Origin of the sequence: Bacteroides ovatus (assembly GCF_001314995.1) — a bacterium.
Taxonomy (GTDB): Bacteria; Bacteroidota; Bacteroidia; order Bacteroidales; family Bacteroidaceae; genus Bacteroides; species Bacteroides ovatus.
The window spans coordinates 6246737-6273726 of the sequence record NZ_CP012938.1; the positions used below are offsets into that span (position 1 = coordinate 6246737).

The 26990-nt window shown below is 37.1% G+C and carries 21 protein-coding genes; 11 read left to right on the forward strand and 10 right to left on the reverse strand.

Annotated features, from left to right (window positions below; all coding sequences use genetic code 11):
• Positions 1–8: 8 nt before the first annotated feature.
• The 4 genes from Bovatus_RS23670 to Bovatus_RS23690 form a co-directional block, all read right to left on the reverse strand.
• On the reverse strand, positions 9–1091 hold the full coding sequence (locus tag Bovatus_RS23670) for a helix-turn-helix domain-containing protein (RefSeq protein ID WP_004302142.1): 1083 nt from the start codon (positions 1089–1091) through the stop codon (positions 9–11).
• Between the two features lie 259 nt (positions 1092–1350).
• Positions 1351–1578 carry a helix-turn-helix transcriptional regulator gene (locus Bovatus_RS23675; protein ID WP_004302144.1) on the reverse strand — a complete coding sequence of 76 codons (228 nt, stop codon included), beginning with the start codon at positions 1576–1578 and terminating at the stop codon, positions 1351–1353.
• 581 nt (positions 1579–2159) lie between these two features.
• Positions 2160–2870, reverse strand: coding sequence for a hypothetical protein (locus Bovatus_RS23685; protein WP_005809780.1), 711 nt, complete (start codon positions 2868–2870; stop codon positions 2160–2162).
• A gap of 4 nt (positions 2871–2874) precedes the next feature.
• Positions 2875–4419 (reverse strand): ATP-binding protein, encoded by a 1545-nt coding sequence (locus tag Bovatus_RS23690; protein WP_052588025.1) that lies wholly within the window; start codon positions 4417–4419, stop codon positions 2875–2877.
• Between the two features lie 307 nt (positions 4420–4726).
• On the opposite strand from Bovatus_RS23690, the gene Bovatus_RS23695 reads away from it, so the two are divergent.
• The 3 genes from Bovatus_RS23695 (at position 4727) to Bovatus_RS23705 (ending at position 14614) form a co-directional block, all read left to right on the forward strand.
• Positions 4727–10315 carry a S1 RNA-binding domain-containing protein gene (locus Bovatus_RS23695; RefSeq protein WP_004302150.1) on the forward strand — a complete coding sequence of 1863 codons (5589 nt, stop codon included), beginning with the start codon at positions 4727–4729 and terminating at the stop codon, positions 10313–10315.
• A gap of 12 nt (positions 10316–10327) precedes the next feature.
• A complete protein-coding gene (locus Bovatus_RS23700; protein ID WP_004302153.1) occupies positions 10328–12619 on the forward strand; it encodes a PIN domain-containing protein in 2292 nt (763 codons plus the stop codon).
• A 348-nt stretch (positions 12620–12967) separates the two neighbouring features.
• Entirely contained in the window at positions 12968–14614 is a 1647-nt protein-coding gene (locus tag Bovatus_RS23705; RefSeq protein WP_004302155.1) for a M64 family metallopeptidase, read from the forward strand.
• Positions 14615–14789: 175 nt separating this feature from the next.
• Here the strand turns inward: Bovatus_RS23705 and Bovatus_RS23710 are convergent, their stop codons facing one another.
• From Bovatus_RS23710 to Bovatus_RS23735, 6 genes are all read right to left on the reverse strand, one after another.
• Positions 14790–17045 (reverse strand): cation:proton antiporter, encoded by a 2256-nt coding sequence (locus tag Bovatus_RS23710; RefSeq protein WP_004302157.1) that lies wholly within the window; start codon positions 17043–17045, stop codon positions 14790–14792.
• A 51-nt stretch (positions 17046–17096) separates the two neighbouring features.
• Positions 17097–18113 (reverse strand): inorganic phosphate transporter, encoded by a 1017-nt coding sequence (locus Bovatus_RS23715; RefSeq protein WP_004302159.1) that lies wholly within the window; start codon positions 18111–18113, stop codon positions 17097–17099.
• 15 nt (positions 18114–18128) lie between these two features.
• Positions 18129–18776: a DUF47 domain-containing protein gene (locus tag Bovatus_RS23720; RefSeq protein ID WP_004302161.1), complete on the reverse strand. Its 648-nt coding sequence runs from the start codon at positions 18774–18776 to the stop codon at positions 18129–18131.
• Between the two features lie 79 nt (positions 18777–18855).
• Positions 18856–19491, reverse strand: coding sequence for a DedA family protein (locus Bovatus_RS23725; RefSeq protein WP_004302163.1), 636 nt, complete (start codon positions 19489–19491; stop codon positions 18856–18858).
• A gap of 149 nt (positions 19492–19640) precedes the next feature.
• On the reverse strand, positions 19641–20072 hold the full coding sequence (locus Bovatus_RS25750) for a hypothetical protein (protein ID WP_004302168.1): 432 nt from the start codon (positions 20070–20072) through the stop codon (positions 19641–19643).
• Positions 20073–20156: 84 nt separating this feature from the next.
• Positions 20157–20603, reverse strand: coding sequence for a GNAT family N-acetyltransferase (locus tag Bovatus_RS23735; protein ID WP_032843206.1), 447 nt, complete (start codon positions 20601–20603; stop codon positions 20157–20159).
• A 167-nt stretch (positions 20604–20770) separates the two neighbouring features.
• Between Bovatus_RS23735 and Bovatus_RS23740 the strand changes: the two genes are divergently transcribed.
• The 8 genes from Bovatus_RS23740 to Bovatus_RS23775 all read left to right on the forward strand — a co-directional run bounded on the left by Bovatus_RS23740 (position 20771) and on the right by Bovatus_RS23775 (position 26965).
• A complete protein-coding gene (locus Bovatus_RS23740; protein WP_004302170.1) occupies positions 20771–22030 on the forward strand; it encodes a carboxypeptidase-like regulatory domain-containing protein in 1260 nt (419 codons plus the stop codon).
• Between the two features lie 48 nt (positions 22031–22078).
• Positions 22079–22630 (forward strand): RNA polymerase sigma-70 factor, encoded by a 552-nt coding sequence (locus Bovatus_RS23745; RefSeq protein ID WP_004302171.1) that lies wholly within the window; start codon positions 22079–22081, stop codon positions 22628–22630.
• Positions 22630–23484: a FecR family protein gene (locus Bovatus_RS23750; protein WP_004302172.1), complete on the forward strand. Its 855-nt coding sequence runs from the start codon at positions 22630–22632 to the stop codon at positions 23482–23484. Before Bovatus_RS23745 ends, Bovatus_RS23750 begins: the two co-directional genes overlap by 1 nt.
• Positions 23485–23505: 21 nt before the next feature.
• Positions 23506–25050 carry a carboxypeptidase-like regulatory domain-containing protein gene (locus Bovatus_RS23755; RefSeq protein WP_004302173.1) on the forward strand — a complete coding sequence of 515 codons (1545 nt, stop codon included), beginning with the start codon at positions 23506–23508 and terminating at the stop codon, positions 25048–25050.
• A gap of 61 nt (positions 25051–25111) precedes the next feature.
• The gene (locus Bovatus_RS23760; protein ID WP_004302174.1) at positions 25112–25288 is read left to right on the forward strand and encodes a DUF4250 domain-containing protein; all 177 of its coding nucleotides are present in this window, start codon (positions 25112–25114) and stop codon (positions 25286–25288) included.
• A gap of 198 nt (positions 25289–25486) precedes the next feature.
• Positions 25487–26026, forward strand: a complete 540-nt coding sequence (locus tag Bovatus_RS23765; protein ID WP_004302175.1) for an RNA polymerase sigma factor — start codon at positions 25487–25489, stop codon at positions 26024–26026.
• 4 nt (positions 26027–26030) lie between these two features.
• Positions 26031–26375: a hypothetical protein gene (locus Bovatus_RS23770; protein ID WP_052588046.1), complete on the forward strand. Its 345-nt coding sequence runs from the start codon at positions 26031–26033 to the stop codon at positions 26373–26375.
• A 32-nt stretch (positions 26376–26407) separates the two neighbouring features.
• Positions 26408–26965 (forward strand): hypothetical protein, encoded by a 558-nt coding sequence (locus tag Bovatus_RS23775; RefSeq protein WP_004302177.1) that lies wholly within the window; start codon positions 26408–26410, stop codon positions 26963–26965.
• The last annotated feature ends 25 nt before the right edge of the window (positions 26966–26990 follow it).

Sequence of the window (26990 nt, forward strand, 5' to 3'; positions counted from 1 at the left end):
TACACAAATTATTCCCGATTTGATTTTTTCCATTTGGCAGGCGTACATCCTTCTTTCTCGGAAAATAATTTGATAAAGTTACTTTGGGAAAGAAAACCAGAAGACTCAGCCAGCTTCTGTATATTGATTTCCGGATGCTCCTTCAGTATGTTTTTCGCATACTCCAACCGGAGACTGGTTATCCATTCGCGGAATGTCATTTTATACGTAGTCTTGATATAAGCTGAAAGATAGGTACGGTTCGTATAAAGTATTTCGGACAGTTCTTTTATGGTAAGTCCCTGCTGGACATAGCCGTCTGTCTTTATCCAGTTGTCAACCCTCTCTATAAATTCTGTATAGGACTTAGGAACTTCTTTCTCAGAAACTATTTCATGTTCAGTTTCCGAATTTGTCAGAAGTTCTTCTTCAGATTGTATATCCTGCTCAAACGCATTTTCTACCTGTTCATAGAACAGCAGGTAGTTCTGATAGCTGTAGAAAAGATAGCTGTAGAACGGTATTGACGACAAAATCCAGATAAAAACATATTCGTCTGGCAGAAATGTCAGCAATCCGCATCCGACACCGAAGATAAGTGCCCAATAAGTGAATATGGAAAGCCATTCGATATATGCGCCTATATCATCCGCCTGAGTTTCATTGAAAATCCGAATGGCTCTACGATATGCAATTATGACTCTGCGAGCTAAAACGACTCCAAAAACGACTAACCAGGCAGCTAAAGCAAATAAAGAGAACTTTTGCATGATTCCGCTTGGCAACAGGAACAACACAACTCCGGAAAGAGTTGAAAATATAATCCATAAAATGATATGTGTCCACACACGCCGTTTGGTAATGTAAAAACGATCAAGCAACATTATCAATGCCGAACTGAACAGAGAATAGCACAGAAAGTATGTGGACATGTTCATCAATATGGCAGAATCCGCATTTTTGAATCGGATACCAAAGAAGAAATGTACCGAATAGTTTGCTGAAAGCAGCAACATAGCTATACCCATAATCTGTCGGGAGCGGAGATAATTCTTGAAAATTTTCTTTTCAGGAGTCTTTGCAAACAAAAAATAAAAGCCGAAGAATAACATTAACGGCAGTGCGGTACAAAGTGAAAAACTGTATATAGATGGTTCCATTGTTATGCTTATTTGATTTTGATACAAATTTTGATACAATTTCCGAATTATAAGCCAGTTGGGATAAAAAACAGAAAAGAATATCTCAGAGTGTTCGCTGCTTGATTAAAAAAATCAAGACCGAATCACCTAAGATCTTGCATCAAATTGCTCTAAGTCACACGTTTCTTATTGAAATCAAATAATGAGAATGAAGTATTTATTTTTTTCATTACAATTCTTTATAAGGATTATGTTCAGGAACCCTAATGAGTTCTTTTATGTCAACTTCCAGACATTGAGATATCTGTATTAATGCTTCTAAAGGAGGTTGACAAGCATTAGTACACCATTTGGAAATGGTTGCTTGGTCTCTGCCAAGTTTCTCTGCAAGCCATTTGTTCGTTTTCCCCTTTTCTGCAAGCATAACTTTTATACGATTAAGATTTTTCTCAGCCATTGCGTATATTATTATTGTTTTCGGTTGCAAATATACTCATTCTTCTCCAAATATCGTTTGTTAAATCCGAAAATCATTATAAAAAGCAGAAAATAATTTGTATAATTAGAAATTTTGCTGATTTTTGCATGATGTACAGTGACTCTTCCCCTCTTTATCTTGCATATCTCTATATTCTGTTAAAATGAAAACAGAATATGCCTACTTATAACTTTCTTCTTTTGGAGTTGAGTTATGAATACCAAAATCGGAAAATTATCGTTGTTTTCTGTGTTAATTTTTGTTTTCTCATGCTTTCATTTTGGGGTTTCTTGATTTTATTGTTCCTAATTTGTTTCTTTCGTCATTTTATTATCCCAATCAGCGTTGATTATCAGTACGTTACGAGCAACCAGCAAGATTTAAAGAAAAATATCCTGATGCTCTGAGAAAACCGACAACTGCATCAAGATTACAAATATGAGGATTATGGTGTAGTATGCCCTCAAATTCTTTTATGAGGGTATTGTTGTCTCTATTTGTGAAAAAGTTAGAATGAGTATATTTTTTAACATTATCCATGTTCTTGATAATTTAGATATTTATTTCTGAGTGTTTTCTTTTTCCCTTCTTTCTTTTACCTTTTCCAATCCCGGCATCTTTTTAGCCAATGCACTTTCTCCTGCTGGAAAATAGAGAGGAAAAACTTTATATAAGAAACCCACAACTTCACTACGACTTTTATCCATATTGTAAAAAGCAGAGCAGACAAAGTACATTAGTTCTTGCTGACTACATGTTTCTTTGGGCTGTATGCTTATTGAGGGAGCAACTATCAAGTCATGTTCAGCAAATGATAGAGCACTGGCAAGAATAGCTTCCTGTTCTTTTTCGGTAAACATCTTTATTTTCCCAGCTAACCATTCAAGCTCTCTTTGCTGAAGTGCTTGTTGTTTTTCGTTTTGATGCTCCAATAGGATTGCTACATTTTCTTGTTGCTTTTCTGTCAAGGCGTTTTCTAATGCTTGGTTCTTTCGTTTAAGAACATTGAACTTCAGTAAAGCGGCAATATACATACAGAAATATCCTACTGCAATATCGAATATTAGGACAAGCAGATAATTGTTACTTGAGTTTTGTATGCCACCAGCCATATATTCACTAATAGGGATAACAGCTAATAACATGATGATGGCTATTGCATAAAGTACTTTGTATCGCGTTTTATGGTTTACCTGTGGCAAAGAGGCAAACAAAAAGGCGATAATCAAAACGGCAATTATTACACTGAATGGTATGAAAGATGTCTCCATAGTTTTATTGCTCAGTTTGAGGGTTAACAATAATGCGCCAATAGCCACCATGATCTGCTCCTTCACGAGACAAAATTCCCATAGAACGAAGCTTTGAAATATGTTTTTCTACGGCTCGGGAGCTTATTCCTATTTTATAGGCCATTGCTTCTGCAGACATTGATGGGTCGGAAATGACGAAATCAATAATCTTTTGTGTGGTTTTCCCAATGCTTTTAGATTTGTTTTTCGAATCTCCGAACTTTTTCTCCGAACCTTTTGGGATTATCTCCGAACCTTTCTCCGAACTTTCTTGCGTATCACCAAAGGTTTCCACCGAACTTTCTTCGTTTTCAGGGTACTTTTCGAGGGTACTGTTTACCCTGTTAGCCACTTCCTCAACAGGTATTCTTCCATTGTCACCCCAGTTCAGATTATAGAATGTGGTGTAGAAAGAAGTCGCTTCCGTTTGATATTGTGGTTCTTTGCCTTGTAGGAAATTGGGTAGCTTCTCTGTAAGCTCTCGCATTTTGCGTAAGCCGGAACCACGTTTCTCCATATAGTCCAATTGTGTGAACATATCTGCAATGACAGGGTTGCGGCGCATGGACGGCACTTTGTATATGTCACGGTCTTGAATCTGTGTGCCGTCAAGCATGGCACCAGGTGATACTAGTTCTACTCGGTCATCGTAAATGTCAATATGTACTTCACCGCCCATCATGGTGTAATCTCGATGGATAAGGTGGTTTACCAATCCTTCGAAGATGGCGCGGTCGGAATAGTCGGGGAGGTTAAGGCGATAGTTTGGCATCTTCACCCAGCCACTCATGGTATAGTTTTTGATGAAATCCATACCATATTTTAAGAGCAGCACAAGGTTAGCCCGATGTTCCACGGAACTGATGGCATCATCCTTATATAGTCCAGTCCAACGGGTGCAGAAAATACGCGATTGAAATACTGTGCAATTGTCCACAAACAGCAATCCTGCATTGGTCAGTTTGCCGTCAGGAGTTACCAGTCCGAATGATTCCAAATACTTGTCATTCCATTCCTGATGGGTTTGTTCACGGAAAGTATTGGCAAGGATGATGAAAGAATGTTTGCTGGCATCCACTTCGGTAGGCAGTGAATCCCAAGTCATGTGCGTGCCTTTTAATACCAACGAAAGTAATTGTTGGGAGTTGCATTCTACACTTTCATTGCCAACTCGTACATATGCGGTACGTGTCCCATCCTGATAGTAATAATAAGGTGTAAGCGTTCCTGTCTTTACTTTCACTTCAAGCAGGGTATGCTCTTCGTGTTCTATCGGAATAAGTTGAACTTCCGGAACAGGGTCAAGTCTTGCCTTTATCATTTCACTGATAAAATCAGCATCGGCTTGTGGATTCTCCAACCCTACAATTACGCCGTCATCATTCACTCCATAGAACAAACTGCCACCATCCGTATTAGCGAAAGCCGACACGGATTTAAGCCACGACTTCACTTTCTTACGCTCCAACATTTCCTTGAAATCGTAAGCCGAGCATTCTGTTATCAATGTATTGTTATGTATCTGCATAGTTTCTTTATTGTTGTTCGGGTATAATATCCCAATATCATACACAAAGGTAAGGATAAAACCGGATATTTTGTTAAAATCAGCCCATTGATTTGACTATTATGTGTTTGTATTCTATTTAAAATGATAAAATACCTATTTTTGTAATTAAGAAATTCTCTTTGCATGAAACTATAATGTTACATGTGTTAGATTCTAATATGTGAATGATAGATAATGTCTTATATCTGATTTAATTTTTAATTGAAATATTTGAGATCAGAGTGACTAACAAAATTGTAAAGTTATACTAAAAGATAAATTGCTTATGACAACATATAATAATCCATCAGTTGGTGATATTATTCGCGTAAAAATTACCAGTATAAAACCAGATCTCGGAGCATTTGCAAAAATGCCCAATGGAGTTGACGGTTTGATAAGACTTCATGATATATCTTGGTCTAATCAGTCTGTGACTCTTTCTTCATTATCGGAAGGTGATGTTCTTGATGTAAAAGTTATCAAAGAATTACCAGATGGAAAGTTGAATCTAAGCCGAAAAAATCTTCTACCCAATCCAAGAACAGTTGAAAAAGGTACCATATACAAGGTTATTATAAAATCTGTTGAGAGTTTCGGTCTTATTGTAAACTTAGGAGACAGCACGGCACTTGTTCATGTAAGTGAACTCCCAACAATAGAATACAAAGAAGGTGAAGAAATTACTTGTGTTGTAATTGACAACAATTACGACCCAGAGAAGCATCGAAACAAAATTTCGATGAGTGTGTTGGCTTTACATGATTATTTTGCAAAAGTACATAGTGAGAATGAACGGGTAAAATGTTTATTTAAGGGTATCATTAAAAATGAAAATTCCACATCTGCTCTTATTGAAGCAGATGGATTGATAAAGGTAATTGTACCTTTAAAACGTTTTGTTGAACCTTATAAAACCAGACTATTGAACAATGAAATAGAGACTGATGAAGAACTTGAATTTGTTTTCATTAAATATAATGAAAAGTTAAAAGATGTTGTCTTGGATATGCGTCCAATCGAGGCCGAGGAAAAGAAAGCTAGAGTTGATTGGTTACGTTCTCAACTAAATAAGGGCGATATCATTGATGCTATTGTTAAGAATATAAACAATAAATTTGCTACTATAGACATTGGTAATACCGGAATCTTAGGCAGTATATATAGGGATGAACTGTCACCAAATAAAGTTATTCGTGCTAGTGATGAAGTTTTTCCAGGAGAACATGTCCGTGTTGCATATATGGGAGAAGACAACGGCCAGCTGATTTTTAGTAGAAAGTTTTTTGTTGAAGATAAATACGAAGAGAGCCTTTACGAACTTAGTCTTACAGATTTACTGGCTACTATGGGATTAACAACCAATCGTTTTATTGGCAAAGTTATAGAGATTAATTCCAAGTATTTTTTCACAAATTTAATGTCTACAGGAGATGTTAAAGAAGAAAACAATGGCAAATTACTAGTAGATCCAATTAATGGGAAGTGTCTCATTGCCATCGTTGATAACCGATTGCGTAATTTTTTTGTTTCTGGTAATTATTATGAGATAGAGATTGACATGCCACGCAAAGAATACCGCATGGAACAAGGTTCTCCTTATATGTTTTGTGTATCATCAAATAAAATTAAAGAAGCAGAAAATCCATATAAAGAGTCTGTTTCCCTTTCTTTTAAGCAACATACAAGTCCAAACACTAATACAAGTGTAGCTAACTTGCTTGAAGAAGTAGGTCAGAACCTCTATACTAGTAAAAAGAGAATGTTTTTTGAACTTCTTCAAAATGCCGATGATGCTGCCCCAGAGAATGGCGTTAAAGTAAAGTTACAACTTAGCGATAATTATTTTGTTGTAACACACGATGGATTTGCATTTAATAAACATGACTTTGAATCAATTACATCTGCTGCAAAAAGCACAAAGAGTGCAAGCAGTAAGAAAACAGGCTATAAAGGTATTGGGTTCAAGTCAGTATTCACAAATTCTGAGTCTGTATTAATTAAAAGTGCTGGCTACAATTTTTCTTTCGATAAAAATTTACCAATCTATAATGATTTCAAAGCCTTTTACTACCATGTTAACGATATTGAGAATGATGTGGAAAAACAGAAAGAATTTCTTCACAAATATCTAAAATTCTTTAGGGAATTCAAAGGTGTAAAGGATATTCCTTGGCAGTTATTACCGATATGGTATGAATCATTAAAAATTGATCCATATGATTCCATTTTCAATCAAAAAGAAAATGTTGCTATTGCATTAAAAATGGATGAAGAAACACTTTCTGAATATCATGAGGCGATTAAAGAAGTGTTTTCTGAACCACGATTTATGTTATTTCTCAGAAACACTAATCGAGTGCAATTGATAGATAAGGATAAATGTCTTACTATTCAAAAGAAAATAGATAGAAAGAATAACATAGTTTCGCTTGTAAACTCTTTCAATGAAGATCGTTTATTTGAAGATTTTTGTATTTATTCGTCAGATAATCTTTTAGTGAATGACGATGAATTCAAAAAGGCAGGCATTCAAATCAGAAGAAAAGAAAGAACTAATAATAGGGGTGAAAAAGAAAACTACTTTATTAAACTTGATCAAGATGGTAATGAATTAACAGAAGTTGCAGGTATTCCAGACCGTATTGCATCGGCTAAAGAAACAACTATCTCATTTGCTATCAAGCTTGACGAAGATGGACTTGTTACGCCAATCGGTGAAGATGATCTCTCATTATATGCTTATCTTCCTATGAATGAGCACAGATTCAAATTCCCATTTTATTTGAATGCTGATTTTATTCCCAAGTCTGATAGAGAAGGAATTCAAAGCGACAATCCATGGAATTTCTTCTTGTTCTATATGATTGGAAAGCAAATTGTAAGTATGGTTTCAAGCTATGCTTCTGAACTCAATGTAAATTATCTTAATTTACTTCCAACAAAAGAACTCACCTATTTTAGTCAGGATACAGCAACACTAGTCGATTCGTTTAATCGTGGATATAAGGATGCTTTAACAAATAAAGCATTTATACTTAATGATAATAATGATATCGTAGGGCCAGATAATATTATATTTGATGCTTCTGGACTATCTTCTGCAATTGGTGCATCTGATTTCTATAAGCTAATAGGTACAACCAAACATTTACCTCATGAATCTATTGATTCAAGTTCATTGTCAAAAGAAATATTTGGAATAGAAAAGATTACTACAGAAACTGTTATCACAATTCTATTAAATAATATTGATACCCTTAAAAAATGGATTATTGATTCTTGTGATGATAAGTTACGTACATCTTTCTATGAATGGTTGGCAAAAGAAGAAAAAGCGCATTCTCTAATTCCACTTGTTCCCACGTTTATGTTTGGGAAAGAGTGGAAAACAACAAATGAAGTTAAGTTAGAAGATAAACTCTTGTTTTCAACAGAGAAGATTTCAACCATAAAGTCAGTATTATCAAAACTTGGTTTTAAATGTTCTAATCATTCTGTTGAAGAACACCCATTATCATTGTTTATTGTTAGCCAAGATGAAAAAGCAATTTTTGAAAAAATAGAGGAAGAATCCTTAGATTCTCTCACATTTAATGAGAGATTGCATTTATTTGTGAATATTGCAAAATTTAAAAATATTGGGGTTGAAACATTAAAAAAATGGAAAATCTTTAAAAATCAGAATGGTAAATATAGTCCATTATCTTCAATGTTTGCGTATAATTCCAATTGTCCGGTTTGGCTATATGATTATATGTTAAAGCAAGAAGAAAATAACAGCTTAATTACTAGATACCTTGTTGTATCAACAGATATTTATTCAAGCATTATTGAACCATATATTGATGACTTGATAAGTATTACAGATATTTCAGATATTCATAAAACATTCTTGTCATATTGGAGACCCGGATTTACGATAACATTGTTTTCAAAAAGCAATATACCTACAATAAGTTTACTTCGCATTGTAGAGCAATCCGATACTAATACTCAGGTAGCATATGCAAAGAGCATAAAAGCTATGCCACTTTTAAGTACGTTGGAATATGACAAAAAATCTTTCGAATATAGATGGATGAAGATGGCATTATCCAACGATACGGCTGTTTCTCATGCACGCTCAATAATAACAATTAATGGTAAGAGTTTGTCAGAATATAATCTTAAAGATGATTTTTCAATAAACATAGGTGTAAAACTCTATACATTCTCGCTTTCGAAAATACTACCAGCATATTCATCATCTTCTATACTTAGCAATGTAAGTTCAAAGTTTTCAAGTATAGATGGATTCGAAAAGATATTTGCTCGAAGGGAAGTTAACCTTACTGATGTTCGAAATCAGTTATATAAAGAACTAACTGCATCAACTCAACTAATCACTGCAGAACAATTCTGTTTTCTTATTGTGTATAGAAAGTTTTGTGGTTACAATTATTTCGATAATATGCTAAAATCATGCATTCGTGCTAATGATCAGAATCTTTTCATTAAAATACTTGACAAGAGTATGGCACTAGATATTGCAGATATATTAAGTCCTGTTATTACAAATGGAGGAGTTCAATATCCTTTTGATAAATTAGTTGGAACATATTTCGATAGTAATGAATTCACTTTACCAATAGAACAAGTGCCTTCGTTTATTGAGAACTGGGCTAATACGTTTGAAAAAAAACAATTCTTGATTCAACTTGGGTTGCATGACAAAGAAAGTAAAGAGATACTGCGGAGAAAATCATTTAAAGAGAATAAATTAGAGAATATATGGAATCTTAATGATGCTAACATAATAAGATCTTTCTTTAATTGGGTAGCTAACTCATTCCAACTTCCGATAGAATCAGAAAGCCAAGTAAATATATTGTCAAATCTATACAAAACTTTACGTCTAACTGGTTCATATTATGAAGATGATTTCTGTAAAGCAGCAGAATGGTCAAATCAATTGTATTTAGATTGGAAACAGAATTCAAGAATGTCAATATACATAATTGAGGGAGAACTTCCGTATAGAGGCATTTATAATAATACTTACTTATTTAAAGGTTATGCGGGTGAATATACATATTTTGCAAACACTAGACATATCTATATATCAGCGAATAGAGAACCAGCATCTTCTCTAGCGGATATATACTCCAATACTACATTATTAAAATGTCCTTTTTCTAAAGAGGATTGGAATATGATATTTCTCGTATCAGCGGATATTGTTCAAGAAAAGGATAAACGCATAGCAGAACTTGAGCGAATGCTTGAAGAAACAAAAAGTAAAAAAAGAATAGACGGTGATTATTATGAGGATGAAGAAAGTTACGGCAATGTTTCCGACCGGGATAATCTTGACAAAGAATCTCGTATAGAGATGAATTTGGAAGCACGTAATGCTGCAAAAGATTACCTTGATTCATTAGAGGATTATGATTGCTCAGGATGGGATCCTAATTTGGGGAATGGTTTGGTTAAAGGTATTATTAAATTTAAAGGGAAATTAATAACCGTAGTCGTAACCAGTTCTATAGGACGAAAGCTATACCTTCATCCTAGATTATTCTCAGAATTAATGATAGATCCAGATAATTTGCTACTCAATTATGGCTATGATAGAAGGATACATCGTATAAGTTTTAATGATACTTTTAAAGACAATAAGGATGTCAACCTTATATTTGACACGGATATCATAACTCCTAAAGAATTTGCATATCTAGCTAATAGATATATGTACTCAAAAAAGACATGCTTCGTTATAGAAAATATAACATATTCTATTTCAGACCAAATAAATGGTTTTGGACTTGACGAAAAGATGTCAGTTTCTGATGTTTATACAAATATTGATACAGATGAATTGTTTGACTTTTAGAATAAAAATATAATGTATTATACAAGAGAGCAACATAAGAGATTTCTTGATAAAGAACTTGTAGCAATAAGTGAAGAATATCTAAAGAAACTCAATTCTAAAGCAATTGCATTATTAACAGATAATGAAGTGTATGTTACACAGTTTGTAAAGCTAGATTTACAAATGGCTGATTCCAATAATGCAGACCGTAACGTATTGGGATCTGGGCAACTTATACTTCGTTTTAAGAAGGATAAAGGAATTCCACGCAAGAATGAATATTTTACTGCAGTCGTATTAGAAAAAGAAATGAGTATTCTAAGGTATTGGGGAGAAATCAGTTGGGGTAACTTGCGTCGTCACCAAGTCGAATTTTCGGAAGTACATTGTGTCTGGCAGGGTAAAACGGATGACAATGGTTTCCTACTGTGTGGTTTTACTGGATTGTCAATAGATATGGCTAAATTCCTAGAAAACAAAGAAGGATGTGTAATTGTCCTTGGCCCTCAAGAGCCACCAATGGATTATTATCAGAACCTTATTGATATCGTTAACAACAACGACACAAATATGGTAGCCAAGGACATTTTGGATTTTGATAAGAAGTTTATTGTATGGAATCCTATTCATATTAATTCAAATAAAGAACAAGTTGAAGAGATAGTCAAGACGTTAGAATCCACTTCTCAACTGATATTTCAGGGCCCTCCAGGTACTGGGAAAACTTATCTTATGGCTGAACTTGTTGCACATTTGCTGAGCCAAAATAGTAGTGTGCTTGTTACTGCCATGACTAACAGAGCACTGATAGAACTTGCAGAAAAGGACAGCCTAAAAAAATACCTCTCCGATAAGCGGGTAATGAAAACTAATGTATCTTCTGATGAACTTATTACTTGCAAAAATCTTTGTCCTATTGATAGTAAAAAAATAACATGTATTTCTGGCAATCTTACACTCTCAACATTCTATAATACAAGCGGTTGGGCTAAACAAAGTTATTATGAACAACCGTTTGACTATGTAATTATGGATGAAGCAAGTCAGGCTTTGTTTGGAATGATAGCTGCATGTAAAAATCTTGGAAGAAAGGTTATATGGATTGGTGATCAAAACCAGATGCAGCCAATTGTATTGTTAAGCGAAGAAACGCTTATGAGGAATGACTTCGCTATGCTTGCAAATGGTTTTGCAACACTCTGTGAGAACTTTAACTACAAGTCGTTTATTTTAACAGAAACACATCGTTTATTGAAAAAATCTGCGGATTTGACAAGTATTTTCTATCATACACCTATTAAATCGGTAGCTGACTTTAAGTATGAGTTAGCAAATACTACTATACACTATATTCCTAAGGAAGGTGGTACAATTCTTATTCCTAAGGAGATGCCTATCGGTGAGAAAGTAGATAAAGGCAGCTGTGATTTCACTATTAGAATTGTTAATGATTTATTATCATCTTATCCTAAATTGAATATTGCAGTATTAACAAAATTTCGTGCTGCAGTTAGAATGTTACAGAATAGTTTTATAAGTAAATATGGTAGCAAAAACAATGTTCTCATCGACACAGTTGAACGAGTTCAAGGTATGACTTGCGATGTTTGTATTTATTATATTCCTAACACAATGATTGGAATGTCTCTTGATAGAGCACTGTTTAATGTTGCAACAAGTCGTGCAAAACAACTAACAATAATTGTTGCGGATAAATCAATACTCAATACATCATGCCATAGAGATGTTCGTTCGTACTTAATCAAAATAACTTCTGGTATTATACCAGAAATAATAGATGAGTATTCAAATAAACTTAAAGATAGTATAATTGAAGGTAACGGGATAAGTTTGCATCTAAAAGGGAAAATAGACCTCTCAAAATTTGAGACTTCAAAACAAAAATCTGTTAAGTCAACCACCCAAAAGAATATATATATCATCGATACTAATGTGTTTGTTAATTGTCCAGATATTATTTCTAAGATTGATGAACATTATCAAGTTGTCATGTCTGCAAAAGTTATAGACGAGTTGGACAAACTTAAAATTAAGCTTGATGCGGCAAACAAAAAAAATGTAGAAACGGCTTTGCGATTGATCAATAAAGCAATGGATAAGCCGAATGTCTCAATGGAACTTTCTGATCCTGATTTATTGCCAAATGATTTTAATAAAAAATCTCCAGATAATAACATATTAACGGTGGCACTTAAATTTAAAAATGAAAATCCTATTCTTTTAACTTCCGATAATGGCTTACAAGTAAAAGCAAAAGGACTAAGAATTGCAACTATTACACTTAAAGATTTCTTAAATTAGTATGTATTCGAATTGCATATTTTGTTAAAATTACCCTATTGATTTGATTATTATGTGTTTATATCACGATATTTATCAAATAAATCTGTACTTTTGCAGTAAAGAGCTGTGGTTGCTTATGGATGCTTATTTTCGGGTTTGCACTATATTTGCAACACGTTCACGCAAGTTGCTCATACAGAGATGCTGTTGATTTTGAGGAAGTGAAATAAAATTGCTGAATGACTATTATTCTATATCGGAAAGTTCAAAAAAAAGTCCGTACGTCTTTTTTTTAGGGCGATTTGTCGAATAAATTTTCTGGTAATGAAAATGTAGCTTATCTTTGGTATAACAAAATAACATGTAATGGGTATGAGAACAATTTATCTTCTATTATTTCCCTTGTTTTTGTTTTTTATAGTATCCTGTACTGAAGATGAAGTAGATCCTAACTTCTCGATAGAGAATGTCGGAGATGTCGTGATGGGTTCGGCTAAAGGTTCGCAGGTAACAATCAGTTTTACGAGTACCCGTGAATGGAAGGCGAGTACAGTTGCGGATTGGTTTACAATCGCTCCGGTTTCGGGAGAAGCGGGTACGTGCAATATTACGCTTACTGCTATCAGTGAGAATATAACAGGAAATGTACGTACAGCAACACTTACATTAACTTCTGGGACATTGACGCAAGACATTACCATAGAGCAGGAATCGGCAGAATTTGTGAATCTTGAGCAGAATATATATAATGTATCTGTTGAAGGTGGGGAATTGGATATTAGATTCTCTACGAATATAGCTGAAGATGAATTGTTGATTTATGGTTCTTTGGGTACTGGCACTTGGCTGACACAGGAGACAAAAACTCGTGCATCCTCTTCCTACATGCTTAATCTGACTGTATTGCCTAATACTGATGGTGTTTCCCGTACTGCCTATATCTACTTTGTGAAAGTAACTGATATGGAATCAATCGTAGTAGAGATGGTTACTATCATACAAAGGGGGGAAGTGGCTAGTGAATCTACTGATTATTCGTCAGATAAAAAAGTACGTGTTCTGCAAACAGCAAAGTTGGGAAAAGGGCTTCCTATTGTGCTTATGGGCGATGGATTTATAGATACTGAAATTAACGATGGAACTTATGATGCGGTTATGGACAAAGCTTTTGAGAATCTTTTTACGGAAGAACCCATCAAGTCACTTCGAGATTATTTTAATGTATATGCAGTAACTGCGGTTTCGAAACACAATATTTTTGGTACAGGATATGAAACAGCGCTTGGTTGTGAACTGGCGGGTGGAAACAGTACGGGGATTTCCGGTGAAGATAATGCTGTACAACGTTATGTACAATGCGTGGATAATATAGATATGAGTGAAACATTGGCTGTTGTAATTCTAAATTCTCCTGCGTATGCAGGAACTACTTATTTTGGTTATACTAATCAGACGAAAGTGGTTGAGTTTGCTATTGCTTATTGCCCGGTGATATACGATTTGCAAAGTGAAAGTTTCAGGCAGGTACTTGTACACGAGGCTGTTGGACATGGTTTTGCCAAATTGGAAGATGAGTATGCTTATCAGGAAAATGGGACTATTTCTTCTAAAGAAATAAAAAATGTACAGTATCTGCAGACATTAGGATGGGCGCAGAATGTTGATTTTACATCCGATCCATCTCAGGTACTTTGGTCTGCTTTCTTGAATGATAATCGGTATGTGTCAGAAAAACTGGGAGTATTTGAAGGGGCATGTACTTATATAAAAGGGGCGTATCGTCCTTCGGAAGAGAGTATGATGAATAGTAATACCGAGGGATTTAATGCTCCTTCCCGTAAAGCGATATATGATAAAATAATGGAAAGAAGTTTGGGTACACAAATGTCTTATGAGGAGTTTGCCGTATTTGATTTACAGAATAAATCACAAACGCGCAGTGCTAAACCAACTGTAGGACCAAGTAAGCCATTCACGCGTCCTCACTTTGTAAATAGAATGTTAGATAAGTAAAGCAGATGAGGCTGAACTTCAAGTTTAGTTTTGAGTTCAGCCTCATCTGGACTTTATATGTAACGTATTTATTTTGAATCAGAACTTTATTGCAGTATACAGCCTGTACAAAAACATTAAAGCTGTTGTATTGGGTGTACTTTACTTTTGTATTCCATTCTGGCTTAGATACAAATTACGTTAAGTACAGTATTTCTCTAATCTTTTCCCGGTTGCCTACAATCCAGACGAGATCCCCTAATTGGAAAGTTGTGTCTTTATCCAAGGTAATCAGTTCGTCATTTCGTTCAATAGCTACAACAATGCTATCATGCTTCTCTCCTAAATGAGACTGAGCGATGGTCTGATTTAAAAAGCGGAATTCTTCGTCTACCGTGAAAGAGTGGAGAGTTATCTTTTTATCCACTGCATCCATATCTGATGTATTTTTTACATCTTCTATTCTATTTCTGAATTCCTGCAATTGCGTATCTGTACCAACTACTGTCAATTTATCCTGCGGATAGATGTGTTCAGAGCTTTTCGGTATATATATGTTCAGATCGCCACGAGTGATCGCGACGACATTTACTCCAAAATTTTGCCTGAATGAAAGTTCTCCTAAAGACTTGCCGATGTAATCGGAATAAGGCGATACGAGGATAGATGTCAAGTCAAGGTCTTTATCATTGAATTCGCTATTGAAACTTGTTTTTAGCGGGTGCCGTTTTTTAGCTACCTCTTCCCGTCGGTTAAGATTGGCAAGGAATCTTGTTTCCAATCGTGAATATTGCGTGAGGTCTTCCCTAAGAATAAGAATCAATGCTACTACGGCTATGGCAATAATCACACTTATTCCCCAGTTTAGTTTAAAGTAGCTGATGACTACACTAGTGATAAAGAAAAGAGCAACAGATACACGTCCCAGAACCAGGGAAACCAGGCGTCCGTGATTGTAATTCTCGTCTCTCCATAGCTTCAGGAATAATTCCGAAGAGTTGTATTTGTTGGAGATGAGCGCCCATAAAAAAGGAGTCATAAGCAGAAGAGTACCCAGACACATCACCAGTTTGATCCATATAGTGATAGGAGTAAACATTTCGCTGATGGCGGGATAAATGATTTGTATCGACAGCAGCCAAATAGCAGTGAGCAGTACGCTATAGATGACAACTCTCCCAATCATGTTTTTTAGTAATTTCTTCCAGTCACTATCGTGGTTCATGGTCTTCTTGCCGGAAGCATAACGATCTAATGTCTCCTGTACTTTAGTAGGCAATATTTTGTAAAGCCATTCGGCAAAAGGATTGGCTAAACGGATAAAGTAAGGAGTCGTGAAAGTGGTAATAACAGATACAGCCACAATGATAGGTGAAATAAACGGATCAAGCACTTTGAGCGAAACACCCAGTCCGGCAATAATGAAAGCAAACTCTCCGATTTGTGCCAGGCTGAATCCGGATTTGATGGAAGTGTTCAGTGGTTCTCCGGATAAGAGTACGCCAAACGAAGAGAAAATGGCTTTGCCGATAATGGTAACCAGTGTAATGATGATGACAGGCCAGGCGTATTCTACCAATACAGCCGGATTCACTAGCATACCGACCGAAACGAAAAAGATAGCTCCGAAGAGATCTTTTACCGGTTGTATGATATGTTCGATATGTTCGGCCTCGATGGTTTCGGCAAGGATAGATCCCATGATAAATGCTCCTAGCGCTGTTGAAAAACCTGTGTAAGTAGCCAATACCACCATTCCCAGACAAAGACCGAGAGAGACAATCAGAAGAGTTTCGTTATTCATCAACTTCTTTGCTTTTTTGAGAAAGGCCGGAATAACGAAGATACCTATGAGAAACCACAGGATTAAAAAGAAAACGACCTTGAGCACACTTATCAGCAAATCTTCACCCACAAAGTCTTGACTCACTGCCATTGTGGAAAGAAGCACCATCATTAAGATAGCAATCAGGTCTTCCACTACCAGAGTACCGAATACGATACCGGTAAAACGTTGGTTACGCAATTCCAGATCATTGAAGGCTTTGATAATGATTGTAGTGGACGACATAGACAACATTCCCCCCAGGAAAATGGAATTCATAGTGCCCCATCCTAATAATTGTCCCACCAAATATCCAATGAGCAACATACTGATTACTTCGGTGATAGCCGTTATAAAAGCTGTGGAACCTACATTCATGAGCTTCTTAAAACTAAACTCCAGTCCGAGTGCAAAGAGCAGGAATATAACACCTATTTCTGCCCATATATTGATATTCTCAATATCTCCTACTGTAGGGAAAATATTAATATAAGGACCTGCCAGCAATCCGGCAATAATGTAACCTAAGACTAAAGGCTGTTTTAGCCATTTGAACAACAAGGTTATGATACTGGCCGATATTAATATCAGCGCAAGGTCGGCAATCAAAGTTGGCAAGTGTGACATTAGATGTGGGTTTATTTATTATAACATTCCTGATAGATAATATGTTTCCATCTATAAAAAGATGGAAACAATATAATAAATAGCTGCAGCTAAGAGTCCACTGACTGGAATTGTAAGAATCCAGGCAGTCATGAGGCTTTGGGTTACTCCCCAACGAACGGCAGAGAGGCGTTTAGTTGCACCTACTCCAATAATCGCTCCTGTGATAGTATGTGTAGTACTAACGGGGATTTTCAACATTTCCGTAATGTAGAGAGTGAAAGCACCTGCTGTTTCGGCAATCACTCCTTCCAATGGGGTTACTTTGGTAATTTTTGTTCCCATTGTTTTCACTATTTTCCAGCCACCGGACATCGTACCGAGTGAAATTGCTGTGAAGCACGAAAAAGCAACCCAGTCGGGAAGGTCATTGATGCTGTTGATACCCATGCCCAATCCCATTGAATGGCCGGCTATCATGGCAGCGGCAATAATACCCATTACTTTCTGTGAATCGTTCAAGCCATGTCCGACGCTGAAGAGGGCGGAGGATACGAGTTGTAACCTCTTGAACCATTGCTCGGCTGTGTGAGGATGTGCGCGTCGGCAGATGTAGAGGACAAACAGGGTGAAACCAAAAGCAATGACCATTCCGATAAAAGGAGCCAGAAAGATAAAGGCTGCAATTTTAAGAATGATGTTAAGCTGAATTGCTTCAAATCCGTTTGCCATAATGGCAGCTCCTGCAAACCCTCCGATAAGGGTGTGTGAGGAAGAAGACGGAATCCCTTTCCACCAGGTAACCAGGTTCCAAGTGATAGCCGCTATAATTCCTGCTAATATAATGGGCAGGGTGATATATTGCTCTACCACAGTCTTGGATACTGTATTGGCGATACCGAATCCACCTATTATATATTTGGCAATGAAGAAGGCTACGAAGTTGAAGAAAGCAGCCCATATTACAGCTTGAAAGGGAGTAAGCACCCTGGTAGATACGATGGTAGCTATTGAGTTTGCTGCATCGTGAAAGCCGTTGATATAATCGAATATCAGAGCCAGAATGATGATAGTTACTAATAATTCCATGTGTTCCGGCTTGCTTTATGCGTACTTTACAATCAGGTTTTTGAGAATCTTACCTACATGCTCTGCGGCATCGGTCGTTTTTTCCAGTTCATGCATGATCTCCTTTATTTTGATAAGTTCAATGCAATCTTTTTCCTCTTCGAAAAGTTTGGTGATAAAGAATTCGTATACATCATCCGCCTGGTTCTCGATTTCATGCAGTTTGGAACAGTATTCACGGAGAAGAGTCGGTTTCTTACGGAATGTTTCGAGTTCGTCCATGGCTTTGCATATATAGATCGCTTCCTCCTGAATCAAACGGCTCAACTCTTTGCCATTCTCTGAAATAGGACGGGGATTGTAAATAGAGATTCGTTTGGCACAACTGTTTATTCCGTCAATGACGTCATCCATGCAGGAAGCTAAGTCATGAATATCTTCGCGGTCGAAAGGAGTGATAAAGGTAGTACCTAATTCATCAAAAATCAGGTGTGTCAGTCTGTCGCCTTCCCGTTCTAGGTCTTTGATTTTTTTGTAGTAGTCCGAACGTTCTGTAGGTGAGTCATGTTGCAAGCTTTCTATTAAAACAACTGATGCTTCGCAGAGCACTTCTGATAGCTGTTTCAGTAAAGGGAAAAATTTGGGCTCCTTTGGAGTAAACTGGCTAAAAAAAGAATTTTTCATAAGTGTAAAAACTTTAAATTGTTTTTTTCTTCTCTATTTATATTAGTAACAAATGAATACAGATTATAGTTTGCTGTTTTTAAGATTTTAGTTTGGCACGTACTACCTCTATAATGGCAGGCAATACAGAGATAAATATGATGGCTACAATCAGTAATTTCAGGTTTTCCTGCACAAACGGAAGGTCGCCGAAGAAATAACCAGCATAACAGAATACGGCAACCCAGAGCGCACCACCAACTAAATTATACATCATAAAATAGTAGTAATTCATCTTTCCCATTCCTGCTACGAAAGGTGCAAATGTGCGTACTATCGGGACAAATCTGGCTAGAATAATTGTTTTCCCACCATACTTTTTATAGAACTCGTGTGTTTTCTCCAGATAACTTTGTTTGAATATCCTGGAGTTGGGGTTATTAAACAGCTTTCGGCCGAAGAAATGTCCTATCATGTAATTGCAGGAATCGCCTAATACGGCAGCAGCAAATAAGATAATGACAAGTATATGCACGCTGATGGGCATATCGGGTAATGCTGAAATGGCTCCTGCAACGAAGAGTAAAGAATCACCGGGAAGAAAAGGAGTGACCACTAATCCGGTTTCACAGAAGATGATAGAAAACAAGATGGCGTATGTCCAGGCATGATAATCACGCACAATCATCACCATATATTGATCGATATGAAGTATAAAATCCAATAAAAAGTCCATTTTATATACTTTGGTTATTATTGTAATGAAAGAATGTTATAGGCTTCCAGACCATAGTGAATTCTTTTTTCACTCAAATGGTGGAGGCAAACAGAAAGTGGGGCATAAAAGACTTGAATTGTCCTATGCCGAAAAAAGATATAAAATGGCTAAATGAGTATGTGTCCTAATGAATAGATATGATATCTATCGGAATATTTAAAAAGATTGGTATAATATGAAAAACCTGTCCATTGATTTTTAGGAAGTTGAATCTTTAGCGAGCTTAGTATGCGGATAGTGACAGAAGGAATATTGAATCTTAGTATTTTTAAGGGAGAGAGGTGGCGGAAGGAAAATGGATTTAAAACGCCGTTATCGTTATTGTAATTTTGCTTTCCGGCGTATTCTTTTGTCTTGACTAGTTTCTGTTCTTGATCCAGTTGTATAATGCTAGCTTTAGAGGTATATGAATAGGAATAGGTTTGTATGCCGTTACTACCGGCTTCTAACCGGTATGCCTCTTGTGCTTCGTTGAAAATCAGATGGAATCCCCAACACAGAAATACGCCTAATAGTATACAAAATATGTACTTCATCATAACGGCCGCAAAGGTAGAAACTATTTTTATATGAAATACATATTCACAAGCATAATTAACAATTATATCAGTGATTACCGGGAATTATTCTTTGAAGTTGCTTATCGTAAATTTCATCGGAGTATATGTTATCCCATTGGTACATTGTTTCCCGGCAATTTTATCGAAGCCCAGACTTTGATAAAAAGGAATAGCGTATGTGGATGAATTAACCGTCATTTCATTTACCGGGCAATGCTTGATTGCAAAATTGAATAATTGTTTGCCGATGCCTTTACGGTGGTGTTCTTTTCCGATGAAGAACAGGGATAGATGCTTCCCTTCATTCTTCGTTCCCATAATGCCTACTAGATTTTCATTGTCAAAAGCCCCGTAAATCACTAATTCATTCATAAGTTGCTCACTAAAGATAAAACTTTTGAATGAATTCAAACCTTCTTCATCGAAGTCTTCCGCTCCACATTGTATATATACCTCCAATGCTAATGAGGTAGCCCGGTCATATTCGGTCTTGTCTAATTTGCGTATCATGGCGATTGCTTTTATCATTAATCTGCCGGGAAATTTACTATTAATTCCCGGATATAATATTGGAATATGATTTCTTTTTCTTTTTTTTGTAAAAGCTGTAGGGTATTTCCAGTCTGAGCGCTCTTATAAATAGAAACGTAATTTATTTACCTTTAAAAAGCATCAGTATGAAGAATGTAGAAAAACACTTGGTTGGATGGCTGTCAGTTTGTTTGCTGCTTTGTAGCTTTCCTGTGTGGGCGCAAGGAGATGCCGGAGATTATCTAACAATCGTTGGTATGGTGAAAGACAAGCAAAATAAAAAAGCTCTGGAGAACGTAAATGTATCTGTGCATGGCAGTAATATCGGCACTGTGACGAATGCGGAAGGAGAATTTGCTTTGAAAATCAAAAAAACAGAAGCGCTGCGCGAACTGGAGATTTCACATATAGGTTATGTAAATAATCATATCTCTCTGGAGAAAGAAACACCCTCTAAGTTGACGGTTTGGCTGACACCTCATGCCAACCTGCTGAATGAAGTGGTGGTGTTTGCTGAAAATCCACGTATGATTGTAGAGAAGGCAATCAGTAAGATTCCTCTAAATTATAGTGATAAGCGTGATATGCTGACGGGATTTTATCGGGAGACTGTACAGAAAGGGCGTCGGTATATCGGTATATCGGAGGCTGTGATCGATGTGTCCAAAACAGCCTACACTAATAGAAATACTAATTATGACAAAGTAAGGGTGGTGAAGGGACGTCGCCTGCTTAGCCAGAAAGCGAGTGATACATTAGCTGTCAAGGTTGTTGGCGGCCCTAACTTGAGCATCACTTTGGATGTTGTGAAGAACAAGGGAGCATTACTCGATATGGAAGAATTGAATAATTATGAGTTCTGGATGGCGGAATCCATGCTTATAGATAACCGTATGCAGTATGTTATTAATTTCCGCCCGAAGGTAATCCTTATGTATGCTCTCTTGTATGGCAAATTATATATCGATCGTGAACGCTTGTCATTTACCCGTATAGAGATGAGTCTGGACATGCAGGATAAATCGAAGGCAACCACTGCCATTCTATATAAAAAACCTCTCGGTTTAAGATTCAAGCCGCAAGAGCTGTCCTACCTGGTCACTTATAAAGATGTGGAGGGAAAAACTTATCTGAATTACATTAGCAACACAATCCGTTTCAAATGTGACTGGAAGAAGAAACTGTTTTCCACAAGCTATACAGTAGCTTCCGAAATGGTCGTGACCGACAAGAGAGAAGGAATGTTGGAGACTATTCCCAACAAAGAAGCCTTCAGCTTGAATCAAATATTCTATGATAAAGTAGACGAATATTGGAGTCCGGACTTTTGGGGAAACTACAATATCATCGAACCTACGGAATCTTTGGAGCACGCAGTGGATAAATTAAAAAAGCAATCGAATTGAAACAGGGATAGTTTTCTTATATTTGAGGTCAAATAAAGAAAAGCAAGTATGCTGGATGAACTGCTCATACTAAAAAAGATAAAGGGAGGTGACATAAAAGCGTTTGAGGAACTCTTTCGCCGTTACTATTTTCCTCTTTGCTGTTATGCGGCAGGCATTACCGGGCAAATGGAAGTGGCTGAAGAGATTGTGGAGGAACTTTTTTATGTACTTTGGAAAGAAAGAGAGCGCTTACAGATCTTTCAGTCCGTTAAAAGTTACTTGTATAGAGCGACTCGTAATCAATCTTTGCAGTATTGCGAACACGAGGAAGTTCGGAACAGATACCGTGAAACTGTATTGACCACTTCCAACCCGGAGCAGTCAACAGATCCTCATCAACAGATGGAGTATGAGGAATTGGAGAGATTCATAAATGGAACCCTTGAAAAGCTGCCGGTTCGCAGACGGCGGATTTTCGAGATGCATCGTCTGGAAGGGCGGAAATATGTCGAGATAGCGACGCAGCTTTCGCTTTCTGTTAAGACAGTAGAGGCTGAAATGACAAAATCCCTCCGGACATTGCGAGAAGAAGTAGAAATTTATATTCACATGAAGTGATGAAAACAGATATTTATAAAATAAAGACAGATCAGGCGTGGAATCGATTGTATAATCGCTTGGACAATGACCGTTTACTTGCGAAAGTGGATGAAGGCCACCATACACGCAAATATTCACAATGGATCAGGTACGGAGCAGTTGCCGCCGTTTTGATAGGCGTCATTTGGGGAACTTTGTATTGGGTGACCGGTTCTGATAAAGAACTGGCACAGCATCTTCTTACACAGGAAAATCAAGGTGTTTCCACTTTGGCAACGACTCTCGAAGACGGTTCTGTCGTACTCTTGGCAAAAGAAACTTCCCTGTTATATCCGAAACATTTTATTGCTGATAAACGGGAAGTGAGTCTACAGGGAAATGCGTTCTTTGACGTAGCAAAGAAGCAGGGACAACCCTTTTGGATTGATACGGAGCAAGCTAAGATTGAAGTGCTAGGTACTGCTTTCAGTGTGCAAAGTGATGAAAATGCTCCGTTCCGTTTATCCGTACAAAGAGGGATAGTGAAGGTTACTCTAAAAAAAGGAAATCAGGAGTGTTATGTAAAAGCGGGGGAAACGGTAGTAGTGCGATCACAACGATTAGTCGTTTTGGATACAGATAAGGAGAATGAAGAGTGGGGGAGCTTCTTTAAGCATATACGATTTAAAGATGAATCGTTAGCGAACATTCTGAAAGTCATGAATTTGAATTCGGATAGTTTGCAAATACAAGTTGTCTCACCGGCATTGGAGGAACGTCGGCTGACTGTCGAATTCTCTGACGAATCTTCTGAAGTTATAGCTAATCTGATAGCTAGTGCGCTCGGTCTGCAATGTATCCGGCAAGGAGATATTCTTTTATTATCGGAATAGAACTCATTAAAGTTGGGAAAAATGAAACAGGCTTATCATTATCTGTCCATTCTGCTGATACTCTTCTTCTTCGTTGATATGATGAGAGCGGATGGAAGTGATGTGCTGGAGCGTATAGTCAGACTTCCCAAGATAAAAGGTACTGTTTATTCATTGTTGAGTGATGTCTCTCAACAGTCGGGATATATGTTTATTTATGATAGTAAAGTCATTGATAATGATGCAGTAGTGAAGATAAAGGGAGGCGAACGTTCCATTCGTCAGGCAGTGTATGACATCGTAGGAAATACCAGTCTGGAGTTTCAAGTGATGGGCACTCACATCCTGATTACTCTCCCTTCGGAGAAAAAGGTACGTGTGCAACAAGATTTTGTTCCGGAACAGATAACAAACTTTGTCATTATCGGTACTTTGCTGGATAAGGAGACAGGAATACCTATCTCTTCTGCTACTGTTGGAGTGCGAGGAACATCTATTGGCAGTATAACGAATCAGAATGGAGATTTTAAACTGTCTTTACCCGATTCTTTGAAAAATGATTCGATTACTTTTTCTCATATAGGTTATCTTTCACAGGACATAGAGTTTGCTTTGCTGATTGGACGGCACAATATACTTAGTCTCGAACCTAAAGTTGTCCCTTTGCAGGAAGTGGTGATTCGTCGAAGTGATCCAAAGAAACTTTTGCGTGAAATGATTGAGCGGCGGAATAAGAACTATTCGCATACTCCGGTATATCTGACTACTTTTTATCGTGAAGGAGTTCAGTTGAAAAACAAATTTCAAAACTTGTCAGAAGCTGTGTTTAAGGTTTATAAGACATCCTCATATTCTTCTGTACCGGATCAGGTGAAGTTGTTGAAGATGAGCCGGCTAAGTAATGTAGAAGCAAAAGACAGCTTGCTTGTAAAAGTAAAATCCGGAATTCAGGCCTGTATCCAGATGGATATCATCAAAGATATGCCCGAGTTCCTGACTCCTAGTGTAGAGAAGGGTATTTATGACTATACTTCAGAAGGAGTAACGTTTTTAGAGGACCGATTTGTAAATGTGGTGCATTTTGAACAGAAAAAGGGAATCAGCGAACCTCTTTTTTGTGGAGAGCTATTTCTTGATTCCGAGACAAGTGCTCTATTGCAAGCCCGTCTGGAAATTCATCCTGTATATGTGAAGAATGCGGCAGGTATGTTTGTCGAAAGGCGTACGCGTAACGTGCGGATGATTCCTCAAAAGGTGGTATATACTATTTCTTACAAACCGTGGCAAGGGACTTATTACATACACCATATCCGTGGAGATCTTCATTTCAAAGTGAAACGGGCAAAAATGCTGTTCAGCAGCCGGGATCTTCATATCTGGTTTGAGATGATTACTTGCAAGGTGGATACCGAACAAGTGGTCGTATTTCCCCGTACAGACAGATTGCCTACCCGTACCATCTTCTCCGACACCTGTTTCAAATATGATGAGAACTTTTGGAAGGACTTCAACGTGATCCCATTGGAAGAGGAAATCAGTAAACTGATAGAAAAGATCTCTTTGAAGATAGAAGAAATAGGTGATTGATTTGTTTTGTCATTCAATGAGATTGCTGTACCTTTGCATCCGGTTTAAAAGATTGTATGTTATGGAATTACCAAAAGATCCGATGATGTTGTTCAGCGTCATCAATATGAAGTTACGTGATTGTTATTCTTCACTTGACGAACTTTGTGAAGATATGAATGTGGACAAGGATGAATTAGTGAATCAGTTGAAAGCCGTGGGCTTTGAATATAGTGTAGAACACAATAAGTTCTGGTAATCATTTTCTTGTTTACAACTTATAGATAAACTACTAAAAGTGCCTTCATCGCCTTTACAAAGGATATGGAGGCACTTTTTATATCTTATGCGCAGCTTCTCTCTTACTCTTTTTGTTAATAAATGCAAAATGCGGATTCCTGTATTTAACTTCCTTGTTCTTCCTCGTTCTAACTAATAAAGCTCAGAAAAAGAATTGATGATAAACGAGAATAAAATTCGTGAAGCTTGTGCCTCGAATCGCGAACGGGGATTCAAGATGTTGATGGACTCTTTTCAGGTACCGATATATAATTATATCCGTAGACTGGTCGTATCTCATGAAGATGCGGAGGATGTGCTTCAGGAAGTCTTTATCCGGGTGTTCCGGCATATCGATCAGTTTCGCGAAGAAAGTTCACTGTCAACCTGGATTTACCGGATTGCCACGAATGAGAGTTTACGCTTGCTGAACGGTCGTAAAGATGAGGGAGTTGTTTCTGCAGAAGATGTTCAAGAAGAGTTGATGGGCAAGTTGAAGGCTTCCGATTATATTGATTATGAAAATGAGCTGGCAGTGAAGTTTCAGGAGGCCATTCTAAGTTTGCCTGAAAAGCAACGGCTTGTATTCAACTTACGTTATTACGATGAACTTGAATATGAAGAGATTGCCCGTGTACTGGATAGCAAAGTGGATACACTAAAAGTGAATTACCACTATGCGAAAGAGAAGATTAAGGAATATATATTAAACAGATAGAATGATGAAAAAGGATTTTGATTTTGACGATATTGGTAAACGGACACCCTACCGTACTCCTGAAGGATTCTTCGAGGATGTGCAGCGAAAGGTGATGGAGCGCGCCGGAGTGAAGCAACAGCGGAAATCTCACATGAAGCTGATTATTTCTACGGTGATTACCATAGCAGCAGTATGGGTCGGATTTCTGTTTGTTTCATCTTTGAGACAGGCAGATGAGGTTAAAACACCTTCTTCGAAAGTATTAGCCAATGGTACGGAACCTGTAGATAAATGGATTAAAGAACTATCGGATGAGGAGTTGGAAGAGCTCGTCAACTTCTCTGAAAATGATATATTTTTGAATTAAGTAACTCAATCATTATTTTAAACGTGAAGATTATGAAGACTAAATTTATTTATGTCGTTATGGCTGTTCTGCTGATGGGAAGCCAGATGACTTTATCTGCACAGAATTCAGATAAAAAAGAGAGAAAACAGCGTCCTACACAGCAGCAAATGATGCAAATGCAGGTGGACCAGATGGTGAAAACATTGATGCTGGATGATGCAACAGCTGCCAAGTTTACTCCGGTTTATGAAAAATATCTCAAAGAATTGCGTGAATGCCGTATGATGAATCACAAGCCGAGAACAGAAAAAGCTAAGGCAACAGATGCTAATGCTAAAAAAGAACGGCCGTCCATGACTGATGACGAGATTGCGACCATGTTGCGGAATCAGTTTACTCAAAGCCGTAAAATGCTGGATGTTCGTGAAAAGTATTACAATGAATTCAGCAAGATACTTTCGCAGAAGCAGATTCTGAAGATTTATCAGCAGGAGAAGATGAATGCTAATAAGTTTAAGAAAGAGTTTGACCGCAGAAAAGGACAGAAACCGGGACAGGGACATCACCAGGGACAAAGACCTCGCGCTCCACGTCCGGACCAGAAATAAAGATTAGGCTTATTTTATTATAGTT

Excerpts from the sequence above, each read along its gene's own strand:
- Bovatus_RS23670 (WP_004302142.1), bottom strand. The coding sequence starts at position 1,091 with ATGTTATTCTTCGGCTTTTATTTTTTGTTTGCAAAGACTCCTGAAAAG.
- Bovatus_RS23675 (WP_004302144.1), bottom strand. The coding sequence starts at position 1,578 with ATGGCTGAGAAAAATCTTAATCGTATAAAAGTTATGCTTGCAGAAAAG.
- Bovatus_RS23685 (WP_005809780.1), bottom strand. The coding sequence starts at position 2,870 with ATGGAGACATCTTTCATACCATTCAGTGTAATAATTGCCGTTTTGATT.
- Bovatus_RS23690 (WP_052588025.1), bottom strand. The coding sequence starts at position 4,419 with ATGCAGATACATAACAATACATTGATAACAGAATGCTCGGCTTACGAT.
- Bovatus_RS23695 (WP_004302150.1), top strand. The coding sequence starts at position 4,727 with ATGACAACATATAATAATCCATCAGTTGGTGATATTATTCGCGTAAAA.
- Bovatus_RS23700 (WP_004302153.1), top strand. The coding sequence starts at position 10,328 with ATGTATTATACAAGAGAGCAACATAAGAGATTTCTTGATAAAGAACTT.
- Bovatus_RS23705 (WP_004302155.1), top strand. The coding sequence starts at position 12,968 with ATGGGTATGAGAACAATTTATCTTCTATTATTTCCCTTGTTTTTGTTT.
- Bovatus_RS23710 (WP_004302157.1), bottom strand. The coding sequence starts at position 17,045 with ATGTCACACTTGCCAACTTTGATTGCCGACCTTGCGCTGATATTAATA.
- Bovatus_RS23715 (WP_004302159.1), bottom strand. The coding sequence starts at position 18,113 with ATGGAATTATTAGTAACTATCATCATTCTGGCTCTGATATTCGATTAT.
- Bovatus_RS23720 (WP_004302161.1), bottom strand. The coding sequence starts at position 18,776 with ATGAAAAATTCTTTTTTTAGCCAGTTTACTCCAAAGGAGCCCAAATTT.
- Bovatus_RS23725 (WP_004302163.1), bottom strand. The coding sequence starts at position 19,491 with ATGGACTTTTTATTGGATTTTATACTTCATATCGATCAATATATGGTG.
- Bovatus_RS25750 (WP_004302168.1), bottom strand. The coding sequence starts at position 20,072 with ATGATGAAGTACATATTTTGTATACTATTAGGCGTATTTCTGTGTTGG.
- Bovatus_RS23735 (WP_032843206.1), bottom strand. The coding sequence starts at position 20,603 with ATGATACGCAAATTAGACAAGACCGAATATGACCGGGCTACCTCATTA.
- Bovatus_RS23740 (WP_004302170.1), top strand. The coding sequence starts at position 20,771 with ATGAAGAATGTAGAAAAACACTTGGTTGGATGGCTGTCAGTTTGTTTG.
- Bovatus_RS23745 (WP_004302171.1), top strand. The coding sequence starts at position 22,079 with ATGCTGGATGAACTGCTCATACTAAAAAAGATAAAGGGAGGTGACATA.
- Bovatus_RS23750 (WP_004302172.1), top strand. The coding sequence starts at position 22,630 with ATGAAAACAGATATTTATAAAATAAAGACAGATCAGGCGTGGAATCGA.
- Bovatus_RS23755 (WP_004302173.1), top strand. The coding sequence starts at position 23,506 with ATGAAACAGGCTTATCATTATCTGTCCATTCTGCTGATACTCTTCTTC.
- Bovatus_RS23760 (WP_004302174.1), top strand. The coding sequence starts at position 25,112 with ATGGAATTACCAAAAGATCCGATGATGTTGTTCAGCGTCATCAATATG.
- Bovatus_RS23765 (WP_004302175.1), top strand. The coding sequence starts at position 25,487 with ATGATAAACGAGAATAAAATTCGTGAAGCTTGTGCCTCGAATCGCGAA.
- Bovatus_RS23770 (WP_052588046.1), top strand. The coding sequence starts at position 26,031 with ATGAAAAAGGATTTTGATTTTGACGATATTGGTAAACGGACACCCTAC.
- Bovatus_RS23775 (WP_004302177.1), top strand. The coding sequence starts at position 26,408 with ATGAAGACTAAATTTATTTATGTCGTTATGGCTGTTCTGCTGATGGGA.